Here is a 13,232-nt window from a genome sequence, read left to right as displayed (position 1 = left end):
TCGTTATTTGCGCAACACTTCGCCGTTCGCGCACATCAGGGTGGCGCGCACGATCTCGTCCTCGCGGTCGATCGCGAACTTGTCTTCCTTGTCGATGACCAGCTTGAGGAAGTCCAGCACGTTGCGGGCATACAGCGCCGAGGCGTCGGCCGCCACCATGGAGGCCAGGTTCGGCTCGCCGATGATGTGCACCCCGTGCTTGATCACCGTGCGGCCCAGCTCCGTCAGCGGGCAGTTGCCGCCCTGCTCGATCGCCATGTCGACGATCACCGAGCCCGGTTTCATGGCTTGCACCGTCTCTTCGGATATCAGGGTCGGCGCCTTGCGGCCCGGGATCAGGGCGGTGGTGATGATGATGTCGGCCAGCTTGGCGCGCTCGTGCACCAGCGCCGCCTGGCGCTGCATCCAGCCGGCCGGCATCGGCCGCGCGTAGCCGCCCGCGCCCTTGGCGATCTCGCGTTCCTCGTCGGTCTCGTACGGCACGTCGATGAACTTGGCGCCGAGCGACTCGACCTGCTCCTTCACCGGCGGGCGCACGTCCGACGCTTCGATCACGGCGCCCAGGCGCTTGGCGGTGGCGATGGCCTGCAGGCCGGCCACGCCGACGCCCATGACCAGGACCCGCGCCGCCTTGACCGTGCCGGCCGCCGTCATCAGCATCGGCATGAAGCGGCCATAGGTGTTCGCGGCCAGCATCACGGCCTTGTAGCCGGCGATGTTGGCTTGACTCGACAGCACGTCCATCGACTGGGCGCGCGTGATGCGCGGCGCGGCCTCGAGCGCGAAGGCGGTCAGGCCGGCGCCGGCGAGCGCGGCGAGGTTCTCGGTATCGAAGGGGTTGAGCATGCCGACCAGGACGGTGCCGGGCCGCATGCGGGCGCGCTCGGCGCCGTCGGGACTGCGCACCTTGAGCACCATGTCGGCGCCCAGCGCGGCCGCGGCATCGACGATGCCGGCACCGGCCGCCTCATAGGCGGCGTCGGGAATCGATGCCCTCAGCCCGGCGCCGGCCTCGACCAGCACCTGGTGCCGCGCGGCCAGCTTCTTGACGGTTTCGGGAGTTGCAGCAACGCGGGTCTCGCCCGGCCTGGTCTCGGCCGGTATGCCAATTTTCATGAATCCCTCCTTTCAGAGGACGTTCGTCCAAGCCGAACTTGAATTTGTTATGAGTTGGATCCGCAGCTTGCCAACAGGCGCAACAATCCTGCTGGCTTACTGAGATTCAGACGTGCCACTAAGCGAAGCTTCGTGCCTGGACTGGTCTCGCCAGCGCTGGTGCATTTGCACAATGCATCGAAACTGTCGAAAACAGATCTTTCGGGTTATCGAGCGATGGTATCAATGCGATCTTTTCGCCGATGCCATGTGCCGTAGCACTGTCGAACATGAAGCGCAATGCCGAAAAATCTTCAAGGGCAAAGCCGACAGAATCGAAAACAGTGACATCGCTTGTTGAAGTGCGCCCTGTTGCCGAGCCCGTAAATACTTCCCAGAGTTCGGTGACAGGGAAGTCGTCCGGCATCTGCTGGATTTCGCCTTCAATGCGTGACTGAGGCGCATACTCGACGAATACCCTTGCGCGGGTCAGAATATCGGGGTGGAGCTCCGTCTTGCCTGGGCAGTCGCCGCCGACGGCGTTCATGTGCACGCCGGGTGCGATCATATCGGGCGTCAGGATGATCGCCTGTGCCTTGTCCGCGGTCACCGTTGTGATGATATCGGCGCCCTGTGCTGCCTCGGCGGCACTTGCACAGCACAGAATCGTGAAACCATAACCGGTGAGGTTGGAGATCAGCTTCGCGGTGGCTGCCGGATCGACGTCGTAGAGTCTGAGCGTATCGATGCCGACCAGGAATTTGAAGGCGAGTGCCTGAAACTCGCTCTGTGCGCCATTCCCGATCAGAGCCATGGTACGGCTATCGCTGCGCGCCAAAGACTTTGCGGCCAGTGCGGACATGGCGGCGGTGCGCAAGGCGGTGGTGAGCGTCAGTTCCGACAGGAGCAGCGGCGCCCCGGTGTCGACATCGGCGTAGACGCCGAAGGCCATCACCGTCGACAGTCCGATTCCCGTGTTCTGTGGATGACCGTTGACGTATTTAAATGCGTAGCGGTGATCGTCCGAAACCGGCATGAGTTCGATCACACCGAATTTGGAATGATTGGCGACACGTGCGGACTTGTCGAAGTCTTGCCAGCGTGAGAAGTCTTCGCGGATGTTCGCAGCGATGCTGAGGATGGCGTATTCCAGCCCGACTTTGCGTACCAGGGAGGCAGCGTCGGGGGCACTCAAGTAGAGCGTGCCAGTTGTGGAAAATTGATTTACGGCGGAGTTAATCATGGTATGAGGCTACATTGGTAGAAAGAATTAATTAAGAGGAATCAAGTTCTGCTCAAAAGGGGCGACAAGTCATCTTGCTAGCTGATCGATCCGCCCCACCGGACCAACGGGTCACGCTGCCGTCAGCGCATCCCATCGGGCGCTGCGCACCGGCCAGGCAGTTCCGCCTGGCGGTGGCAAGCTTCGACTAGAACCTGTAGCCGACTGACAAGCCGAACGTGCGTCCCTGCGCGTAGGTCACCAGTTGCGAACGGTGGTTACCATAGACTGCGCGGGTGATGACTGCCTCGTCCTCGATGTTGTTGACGAAGGCTTGCACCGTGACGTTGCCGTCGGCTGTCTTGAAGGTCAGCCTGAAGTCGGTCTTGGTGTAGGCATCGTTCTTACCGAAATTCGGCGTCAGGTCGCTGAGGATATAGCCGGAGTTGTAATAGGTCTGGATCTCCGGGGTCAGGGTCCCCAGGTCGCCCAGGAGGAAGTCGTGGGCGAAGCCGAGCTGGAAGGTATGCTTCGGCGAGAACGCTTTTTCGCTGGTGTAGCGCGTACCGTCGCGCCCACGCCCGGCAATGACGTACTTGAACTGCGGCACGCCACCGACGACCGTCTGGTTGCCACTGGCATCCGTCACCGGGACGAAACGGTTCGCATCGGTGCGCGGGTTGGGGAACGGCGTACCCTGAACTCCATTGGACTCGCCGGTCGATGGAACGCAGCTTGGCGTGATGCCGCAGAAGCTGGCTGCGCCGCCATAGTTGAAGGTATTGACCGCGTAGTCGATTTCCTTCGCGTTCAGGTAGTTGTACGCCAGGTTGATACGCATCGCCTTGGTCGGACGGAAGGCAGCGTCGAGATCCAGGCCATAGGCGCGGTCTTTGCCGATGTTCTGCACCAATGCAATGGTGCTGATGAGTGGAGCATTAGGATTCGGGATCGACGTTTGTGCGTGGAGATCGGTATAGTCGTTGCGGAAGACAGCCGCATTCAGCGTCATGCGATTGTTGAAGAACGAGTTCTTCGTACCGATCTCGTACGCCTTCACCTTTTCCGGCGCGAACGCCAACAGTGTCGGCACGCCGCCGATCGTCACCGGGCCCGTATTGAAACCGCCAGCGTGGGTGCCGGTCGAGAAGCTGGCATAGATCATGTGGTCGCGATTGAACTTGTAGTCCACCGCTTGACGGAAGCTGGTGTAGCTCACCTTGTTGTTACCACAAACGAAGTTGTACGCCTTGTCGACAGGGGTCGTGGAGACCGACGCCGGGTTGGCTGCAATGAACCCGCCGCAGGTGTAATCGATAGGATCGTTAATACCGAACACCAGATAGCCGCCCGGTCCGGTTGCGCCGGCATTGAAGCGCGACGACTTCAGTTCCTTTTTGTCGGTGGTGTAGCGCGCGCCGGAAGTCAGGGTCAGCTTATCGAAGAAGGTGTAGGAAGCCTGTCCGTACACTGCCGTGGAGCGGGTATTCTGTTCAGCCGTGTTGAAGCCGTCTCCCGTAAATCGCTGATCGAAGCCGGCGCCGGACGTGGCGTACCTGAAGTCGAACGGATAGTACTTTTCTCCCGCTGGTGCGGTGGCGGCGTTATAGGCGCGATTGGTCTCCGAGGTGTTGTGATCGCGCGCCGTGTCATCGAAGTAATAAGCGCCCGCGATCCACTGCAGCGGACTGGCATCCTTGTTGTTCGACAGGACCTGCAGTTCCTGGGTAAACGTCTTGGACGTGGTCTTGTAGTACTGATAGTTCAGCAGCACAGGGGTCAGGCTTCCGACGCCCCGGTTGACGTCGAAATCGCTGTAGCTGGTAATCGAACGCAGGCGTACGGAGCCGGTGTCGTAGTTGATCGTGGCACCGTATTGCTTCTGGGAACCATCGCGCATGTTCTTGCCGGCATAGTTCACCGTGTACGGGTCGGCGATGGTCGCGATGCCCACGTCCGCGCCATTGATGTCGGGGATGCCGTCGCGATAACGCGAATCGTAGAACGCCGGCGTGCCGGTCCAGCTGTTGCCGTTAAAGCCGTTGGGCAAGTCGTAGGTAACGCCGTTGTAGGTCAGCGACTGGCCGGGAGCCCGGATCATGTCCCGGTCGACCAGGGCGCCGACGTACTTGTAGCCAAAGCCACCCAGGCCCGCGCCGCCGAGATCGAGATAGGAAGCGCGCAGCAGCACTTCGAGCCCGGGGACGGAAGCCGGCGCGAAGCGCAGTGTACCGCGGAGAAATTTCTGTTCTTCGCCGCCGAAATCGCCGCCGGTCCCGATGTTTTTGACATAGCCGTTCGATTTCTCGGTCAGGCCCGCAATGCGCAGCGCCAGGCCTTCGCGCAGCGGAACGTTGACAAAGCCTTCCAGACGCTTCTTGCCGAAGTTTCCAACGAGCGCATCCACGCCACCTTCGAAATGGTCGGTCGGCTGAGCCGAGTGAAACACGATGTTGCCGCCGAAGCTATTGCGGCCATACAGCGTACCTTGCGGGCCTTTCTGCAATTCGACACGCGCCAGGTCGACGACTGGCGGCACCTGACTGGTACGCGACTGGTAGATGTCGTCGACGTAAATGCCGAAGCGCGGATCGCCATTGGCCGCGACGTTCTCGGTATAGGTGCCGCGCATTGCCGGGCGCAGGTCCGACCCGGAACGTCCCATCCTTACACCCGGCATCAACTGTTCCAGGCGGTCCACGGTCGTGACGTTGGCATTCTTGAGCTGCGTGCCGCTCAGCGCCGAAATCGACAAGGGCACTTTTTGCAGGGACTCGGAGCGACGCTGCGCGGTGACCGTCACCACCGCGACGCCGGATTCGCTTTCCGCTGCGGTTTTCTTGGATTCTTCCTGCGCATGCACGCCCATAGGAAACATGCAGATCGGTACCGATGTGCAGATGAGCGCGCGGATCTGGCTGGAAAGTTGTGACCTTTTCATTATATATCTCCCCTCTAAGACAATAGCCTGTCGGCAAAAGTGATTTGTTGCAAACGAAGTCTTCAACTAAGACATGTATCTTGATGAATCTAAAGCTGTTTTACACCTGCCTGGACAGCGGCTCCAGGCAAACGATCAATTTTATGCATTCGTAGTCACGACGACACGCGCGAAAGCAAAGGGTTGGTGAAATACTGCAGGTCCTCGAGGATGTCCAGACCCATCTGATCCAGCATGTGGGGAATGTCGATCATCACCCAGTTATCGACGATCTTGTTGTTCTGATCGAGCCAGTACCAGTCGCCTACGCGCATCTCGACCTTGCGCCCGCTCGGCGGCAAGCCAAGCCACTGCCCGCCCGTATGAGTCGCATAGATCGACGGCCAGCCCGCGGTGACGGCAAACCCACCGTCCCCGAGGCGGGTATAGTGGCCCGGCCCGTCTTCAGGTCCGTTTTCATCACGCTTGATGCCTGCGCGGTCAGGGAAGGCCTTCAGGAACAGCGCTCCGTGGAATTCGCGGAATCCACGCAGGCCTCGGGCCGATCCGATACCGGCTGGACCATACCAGTTCATGTTGTCATGCCAGTGAGGGCTGTGGAGGGCAGCAGACGATTCTAGAGTCAGCTTTTTCCCGGAGGGCGGCAAGCCCACCTGCATCTCGCGCACGATCCGCAGGGACTGCGCGCCGCGCTCCGGATCGACGCTGTCAAACGTCGCGCCACTTCCCATCGCCGGCAAGGGCCATTGTTCGGCCGAGCCAGGCATCTGGCGCAGCGGCCAGAAGCCGGCCTGTCGCATCAGATCGGGAATGTCGAGCAGGATGTAAGCCTTGGCGAATTTTCCATCCCGTACGATGACATTCAAGGCGAACCGCAGATAGGCCATGCCATGGGTCGGCGGAATGGTCAGCCACTTGGCGTCGAAGGTGCCCAATACATAACCGAGGGTACTCACCTGCTCGCGTCCCTCGTACTCGCCGGCGATTACCTGGCCCAGCCGTTGTTCGTAGTCGGGAAACGCGCGCTTGAGCGGAGCCCAGAACTGCTCTGCGACATTGGCCAGCCCATCGATGCGATTAAAAGGATGGAAGATTTCGAAGCGGCAGTCGGCGTGGCAGTAACGCTCGAGGACGGCAGTAATGTCTTGCACGGGCGTATCCGCCAATTCGGTCAGGAAGCGCGCGGTAAGTTGTTTGTTGGCGAGGTGATTACTCATACTTTGTCTCCATAAAAGGCGTGCTTGTCTGCCACAGAAAATCAGCAACGACAGCGGCGGTAACCAGGCAAGCTGTCGTTACCCAAACGGTGTAAAAAGGATCGACGGCGCGGGTACGGCGCCATCGATCAAACGGAGCCGGGAACCTTGTCGGGAACAGGCAGCGCCGGATTCTCCAGCTCCGCCTCGCGCTGCAGCACCAGCGCCGCCTTGGTGTCGTCGTGCGTTTTGCGCGTGACGCGCAGCATGCCGTAGAAGACCGCGGCGATTAACCCGGGAACTGTCGAGAGCACGAAGGCGGCAGCCAGATCCATCAACACCGGCTGCGGCACCTGGCCCGGCGTCGCCTTCACGGGGAAAGCGATATACGCCAGAACGAAGCCCGCCAATGCCGTCCCCAGCGCCTGGTCGACCCGAGCGAACAGGGTGCGCGTCGAATACAGGATGCCTTCCTGGCGGATGCCGTACTTCAGTTCGTTTTCATCCGCAATGTCGGCCAGGGCGGAGTAGATCGTGGTCGTCATGATGCTGTACGGCGCGTGCTGCAAGGTGGAGAACGCGATCAGGATCGCCAACAGGCCCGGCGTATCGCGGGTCAGTATGCCGAAGTAGCCGAGCGCCAGCGGCAGCGCGGGGCCGACGCTGTAGACGATCAGCGCCACCGTGCCGGTCCAACGCTTCTCGAAGCGGCGGTGCAGCGCCGTCACCGCGGCCGAGCCGAAGGCATAGCCTGCGAGGCTGCCCAGCGCGAAGAACGCGATCTGGTCGTTCTTGAGGCCCCAGAAGAAGGTGGCGCCATAGAGCCACAGCCCGCCGCGCACACCGTTCATGAGCGACTGGAAGAAGAAGCCGATGAGCAAGACCACGTAGTTGCGGTTCGTCAGCGCACGCCCCATGTCGCGCACCCACTCGGCCAGGCCGAAATGCGGCTGCATTGGCTTGGCCTGGGCGACATACGGGATGCGTTTGCTGGTGATCAGGCTCGACACGAGCAGGCAAACGATGATGACAGCGGCGACCGTGGTCGCGAATACCGGCCAGCGCGCAGGGTCGAGCGCGCCGTTCGGATAGCCGGGCCCGGCGCGGAAAAACCAGGCAAAGCACAGGACCCAGCCAAGCGTGTCGCCGATCCACAGGAAAAACGTGTTGTAGCTCATGATGCTCGAACGTTCCAGGTAGTCGTCCGACATCTCGGCGCCCAGCGCAAGATGCGGCGTATGGAACATCGTCATGCACTGCAACAGCAACACATTGATCACCGCCAGCCAGATCAGCATGGCCAACTGACTCATGCCCTGTGGCGGATTGAACAGGAAGAAGAAGCACAGCGCGGCCGGCAGGATCGATGCAAACATGAAGGGGTGGCGGCGACCGAAACGCGAGCGCGTTCGGTCCGACCACGAGCCGACCAGTGGGTCGAACAGCGCGTTGACGACCAGACCAAGTGAGAGCGCGACGCCAACCTTATCGGCCGGCAAGCCAAGGACTTGGTTGTAGAAGAGCAGGAGGAAGCTGCTGGTCGTGGTGTAGACGATGGCCTCGGCAGTGCTGCCGAGACCGAAGGCCATTTTCATCGGCGCCTTGACAGGAGGCGCAACGCGTTGCGGGGCAAGGTGTTCAGCCATGACTGACTCCTTCAAATCGAAGCAGACCCGGCGAACTGCCGTGCCTGTACCGTGCCGGGCGCCGGCTCATCCGGTCACCCGCGGCAGCCACGGTGCCTGCTGGGCAGCAGCCTCGCCGGCCAGGTCGCGCACCATCGCATAGCCGGCCATGGTCCCGGACGCCAGCTGGAAACTGGCCGCCGCCAGGGAGAATCCCGCACTTCGCTGGGCCAAGGGACCGAGACGGTGCACCGCGAACAAGGCCGCGCCCTGCTCGCCCTGGCTGAACGCCCGCAGCAGGAATGGCCGGACGCGGTAGTCGCCCGGTCCATTGCCCGGTTCCCAGTGACGCGCCAGGTCACAGCCGATGGCGTGAACGGCGCCGGCGCCCTCTTCCGACAACTGAGGATGGTCTTCCCGGCGCCACGCCAGTTCGCGGCGCGCCTGCCACAGGTCGGTATCGAAAGGCACGCCGACGGCCGGCTCGGCCTGCGCCGGCTGGCCGGGACCCAAGCGCCAGATGCGCGCGATGTCTTCGCCGTACAGATCGGCGAACACGGCCTGCTCACCGATGAACACGGCAATGTGACCCGGAACGCGAATTACCTGGGCCAGCGCCGGAATCTCGAGCGGCGCCTGGCGGAAGCTCTGGACGATCGCTTCTTCGCCGTACACCTCGACGCCGAAGGCTTCGAGGCGGCAGGCTGGCAGCAGCTCGCCATGCGGGCGCTTGCCAGCTGTAATATTACTCAATGCCGTCAATGCATTCATGCTCCCAGCCCTCCGCTAATCTGGCGCAGCACCGCCAACTCGTCAAATACCGTGATGTCCTCGATGATCGTTCCAGCCCGAAGCCGGTAATGCGAGATCGCCAGCACCAGCACCTCGCGGCCGGTCGGAGCGCCCCACACACCGCCGCCGGCATGCACGCCCGTCAGGCACCAGCGCAGGGCAACCGCAATGTCGCCGTCCGGCAAGGGCCGCGCTGCGATGTGGTCGATGGTGAATGCAGGCCGGTGCAAAGCTCCTCGCAACTGGGTGAGGCAGCCGATCCAGTAGCCGCGACCATAGCCGTGGCGATTCGAAGGCCAGCGGATCTCGGCGGCCGGGGAAAACGCTCCCGCTGCCTCACCGAACAGGTCATGCCGCAGGGCCTTGATCAAGGCGTTGGCGGGCACTCGCGCCGGATGGTCGGCCGCGATCGGCACATCGCCGCCCGCTCGCACGCGGTCCATGTCGGCCCTGCGCCATTGATGGCGGGACTGGTCGCCTTCGCGGTCGGCCGCGGCCTGCCGCTGTGCCAGCTGCCACGGGTCCCCGCCGACCTGCCAGACAGCCCGCAGGTTATCGCGTACCAGCCATTCTTCGACGATGCGGTTTTCGCGGCACAGGCAATCGGCGATCGTGCGTGCGCCGGCCTCGTGGCGCGTCGCCGGGCCCAGCGTGGCATCGTCTCCCAGGTGGGTCGAGCTGCTGACGATGCGGTGCGAGCTGTACAGGTTGCCGTCGCCGTCGTCGCTCCAGATGACGTCCTCGGCGATGACCTGGCGGTCGCTCGACATCGCCAGCGCGCCGATGGTGTTCTGCACCACCACTTCGCTGCCGACCTGCGGACCGGCAAGCGTGTGCATGACGCAGTCCTCGCTATAGTGCGTGCGGCAGAGCCCGATTTCCTTCTGCTCCCAGATGCGGTGGGTGCAGCGCACGATGTAGTCGACGAAGTCGCGGTACACGGGCTCGTAACCGGGCAGTTCCTGGCGGCGCGGGCCTTCCTGGATCAGGTCGGCGAAACGCCGCCCGACCGGCGAGCGCACCTGTGGGTGATCGTTCCAGGCACTCATGAGCGATACGCCTGTACAAGTACGCCGACTTCGTCGAACACCATCCACTCTTCGACAATCCGATCGCCTGCAAATCGCATATGGCTTATCCCCATCATGAAGACCGGACGGCCGGCCGGACAATCACCGAGCACGCCGCCCGGTGCGGTGGTTCCTTCATAGACCCAGCGCACGGCGACGATAACGCCATCGTTTTCTTCGCTGTGGCAGACATGTTCGACCCGCAGGACCCCATCGGGTATGGCGGCCTGGATGTGGAGATGGAGCGCACCGATGTTGCGCGCGCCCTGGGCAACCCGTCCTCCTCCGGCATGGACGGTGGCGGTGGCGGCATAGTAGCGGTCGAGCCAGTCGAAGCGCTTGAGGTTCCAGATATTGTGGAACATGTGCCTTGCCCAGCCATCGAGCGTATCCGTCGGCAGATCGAGCAGCTTGCGCGGAACCTGGCCTTCGAGGCGGGTTTCGGGCGACACGATGTAGGATTCGAGCGCACGGCGTTCCGCAGCGCGCTTCGCCACCTCGTGGGGATCGAAGCCCAGCTGGCGCACCTGGGCTCCGCTGTCGCGCACCAGCCATTCCGTATGAATGCGGTTGTCGCGCACCATGCAGTCGGCGGCGAAGCGGATCGACGAGCGGCGGCCGGTGCCGGGCCCCAGGCTGCTCCAGCCGACATGCGTGGAGCGGCTGTGTCCAAGATGCGAGGTATAGAAGCTATCTTCTTCGTTGCCGCTCCAGGCGACGTTGAGATGGTGAATTTCGCCATCCGGGAACGCGTTGAGGGTGGCGATGGTGCCGGCGATGACTTCCTCGACCGAGCGCACTACGCCGTTCGACGTATAGACTGTACAGCTGGCGTCGTACGTATCGTAGATGCGCCCGACCGCCCGCTCCATCCAGATCTCGTCGGTGATCCGGACGATGTAATCGACGATATCGACGAATTGTTCTTCGAAACCGCGCATCGGCTGGGACCGCGGCCCCAAAGGAGAACGCAATTCCGCAACATCGCACTGGCGAATGCGTGTGACGCTCGGCCGCTGGGGTAAGGTAAATGGAAGGTTCATTTTGGGTCTATACCTCGTATGAATCTGGAAAAAAACCTGCGCATCCGAGTTTGGCGGAGAAATCATGACAGCAAACACTGCCGCCAAGCCCTGTCACCCAGAAATTTTCGCAAGCGTGTTGCATGCGAAGTCAAAGCGACGCTATCGACTTCACCGCGCTACGTTCTCTACTATCAGGGCTCTCCGTTGAGCACCCTTGCAACCAATAATAGATTCTTTTTGCATTCGAAGTCAATGCGTTTAATGCGTTGTTGTGAAAAAATAGTTTCAACCTCAAGGGAGAGGCTGATTGCAGGCCCGTGCAGACCAGCAGCCCCCACTGCCTTCGCCTGCCGACGGCGAGGGCGGGCGCGCGGAATTCCTGCTGCTCGACTGAAGATATCCCTGCGCCAGCTTCGGCTCAGTCATGGCTTGGCCAGTGCAAAGGCTGACGGAGCTCGCGGGAATCACGGATGCGCTCGCACACAGCGTGATCACACGCCGGTCGCCCACTCGCGGCCGTGATCTCCAGCCTGACGAGTTGCCCCTTCCCAAACTGCGCCAGCAGTTCGTTGCGCGCCGCATTCGCGCGCTGGTGCGTGTGGCATCATGAGCCCGCACCAACGACGCCAACGGCCGGGCCTGGCCATATCAGGCACCCGGCATGGGGTCGCCAGCCTGCGCTCACCTGGCTGCAGGCATAGGTCGCCCGGCCGCATGGAACCCGCCCTCCCGGCTTCTCAAGCGAGGCCCAACCCATCAAGTTCACTGCACCACATTAAGTGCAAGATTACTGCCCGAGCACCTGCATCCACAGGGCGACCTCGTCGAGGAGCACCCACTCGCGCAGGACCCTGCCGCGGAAGAACTCGACGTGGTTGATGCCAAGTAACTCGACCTGCCGCCCGGTGGCGGGACCCAGCATGCCGCTCCCCGAATGCACGGCTTGGGCCCGCCAGCGCAGTGCAGCCCGGTCCGCGCGACCACCCCCACGTTGCATGGCAAGATGCTCGACAGTAAACTCCTGCACGTGCAATGCGTCGAAAAGCGTGCCCCAGTACGTCGCCACCTCGTGCTGCCCGAAACGGGCCTGGTTTCCCGGGCCGATGTGGTGCACGGCATCGTCGTACGCAGCAGCAAGCGTGCCACCGCCGCGGGCGAGATTTTCCAGGGTGCGCGCGTATTGCAGCGCCATGGAGTCGGTGCTTATGTGGGAGATATAGCCACCAGGCGCCGGCCCGGCGGCAGGCTTGCGCCATCCGCCCGCCCTGTCGAGCCAGCGCTGCGCCATTTCACGGGGCTGGATGCCGATCTGCCGGGCGATCGCTCCCTGGTCGCGCACCAGCCACTCGTGGATGATCCGGTTCTCCCTGCAGACACAATCGGCGATGGTGCGGGCATGGATCGGCTTGCCGGTCGGCGGTCCGAAAATGCCGTCCCCGAGGTGGGTCATGGTCGAGATGATGCGGTGCGAACTCAGGAAGCCCCCGATCTCGTCGCCGGAAACGATGATGTCCTCGGCGAGCAGGCGGCGGTCGGGGAATTGCGCCAGCGTGGCACGGGTGCCCGCAACGACAGCAGCCAGCTCAGTGCTCACCGCGGCCGGAGTTTCGACGACGCAGGGATCGGAGTAGTAGGTGGCAATGTCATCAATGCGCCCTCCCTCCCAGATGCGTTCAGTGATGACCCGGATGTAATGATCCAGATCGACGAATTCCTCATCGAACCCTCGCATGCCACCTGCCCCTTCACCCATAGCCACTCCTTCAGTATCGTTGTTGGACTTCGAATGCAAAGAGTGTACCAAGATTTCATCTGGCTGCGAGCAAGCTATTTCACACAAATTTGGGGAAAGTGCAAAATATTGTTTGCATTCGCAGTCATTGCGACGCATGGATGAAGCTTGTTTCAAGTAAAGTAATCATTCCGGGCAGCCAGCATGATTCGGGGCCGCACCCAAGGCAGGCCGGCAGAGAAGCAACGCGACATTGCGAGCTTCGGCGAGAGCTGACGACCGGCATGTAACCGTGACCGGCTGTGCAGAGATGGCCGCTTCCATCCGCCGGTCCACCGCACATCGCAAGCCAAGGTCGCGACGACAGCTCGCGTCAGGCCGCCCCGCCAAGCCCCCTCGGTCGGCTCGCATGTGAATTCTGAGGTGTACTGTCAATAACGGACACGCATGTCTTAAGCCGCCTGCGGCTGTTCGCTGAAGGATTCGGCGAACAACGCTGGCGGAACAAAGCCGATGCGGGAATGGCGCCGCTGT

At 62.1% G+C, this 13,232-nt stretch carries 9 protein-coding genes; all 9 read right to left on the bottom strand.

Annotated elements, in window-relative coordinates; translation table 11 throughout:
* Window positions 1-3: 3 nt before the first annotated feature.
* The gene (locus AC56LK_RS23705; protein WP_497186912.1) at window positions 4-1,116 is read right to left on the bottom strand and encodes a Re/Si-specific NAD(P)(+) transhydrogenase subunit alpha; all 1,113 of its coding nucleotides are present in this window, start codon (window positions 1,114-1,116) and stop codon (window positions 4-6) included.
* A gap of 118 nt (window positions 1,117-1,234) precedes the next feature.
* A complete protein-coding gene (gene ocd / locus AC56LK_RS23700; RefSeq protein WP_497186911.1) occupies window positions 1,235-2,338 on the bottom strand; it encodes an ornithine cyclodeaminase in 1,104 nt (367 codons plus the stop codon).
* A 187-nt stretch (window positions 2,339-2,525) separates the two neighbouring features.
* Window positions 2,526-5,258 carry a TonB-dependent receptor gene (locus AC56LK_RS23695; RefSeq protein ID WP_497186910.1) on the bottom strand — a complete coding sequence of 911 codons (2,733 nt, stop codon included), beginning with the start codon at window positions 5,256-5,258 and terminating at the stop codon, window positions 2,526-2,528.
* 155 nt (window positions 5,259-5,413) lie between these two features.
* Entirely contained in the window at window positions 5,414-6,475 is a 1,062-nt protein-coding gene (locus tag AC56LK_RS23690; RefSeq protein ID WP_497186909.1) for a nuclear transport factor 2 family protein, read from the bottom strand.
* 128 nt (window positions 6,476-6,603) lie between these two features.
* A complete protein-coding gene (locus tag AC56LK_RS23685) occupies window positions 6,604-8,100 on the bottom strand; it encodes an MFS transporter (protein ID WP_497186908.1) in 1,497 nt (498 codons plus the stop codon).
* Between the two features lie 66 nt (window positions 8,101-8,166).
* On the bottom strand, window positions 8,167-8,832 hold the full coding sequence (locus AC56LK_RS23680) for a hypothetical protein (RefSeq protein WP_497186907.1): 666 nt from the start codon (window positions 8,830-8,832) through the stop codon (window positions 8,167-8,169).
* A 14-nt stretch (window positions 8,833-8,846) separates the two neighbouring features.
* Window positions 8,847-9,920 carry an ester cyclase gene (locus tag AC56LK_RS23675; protein ID WP_497186906.1) on the bottom strand — a complete coding sequence of 358 codons (1,074 nt, stop codon included), beginning with the start codon at window positions 9,918-9,920 and terminating at the stop codon, window positions 8,847-8,849.
* A complete protein-coding gene (locus AC56LK_RS23670; protein ID WP_497186905.1) occupies window positions 9,917-10,882 on the bottom strand; it encodes a nuclear transport factor 2 family protein in 966 nt (321 codons plus the stop codon). Before AC56LK_RS23670 ends, AC56LK_RS23675 begins: the two co-directional genes overlap by 4 nt.
* Window positions 10,883-11,753: 871 nt before the next feature.
* A complete protein-coding gene (locus tag AC56LK_RS23665; RefSeq protein ID WP_497186904.1) occupies window positions 11,754-12,719 on the bottom strand; it encodes a nuclear transport factor 2 family protein in 966 nt (321 codons plus the stop codon).
* Window positions 12,720-13,232: the final 513 nt, after the last annotated feature.

The organism is Telluria sp. ZB4P36 (genome assembly GCF_059685865.1).
The sequence above is the reverse complement of the archived record's forward strand: the minus strand, read 5'-3'. Positions and strand labels throughout refer to the sequence as shown.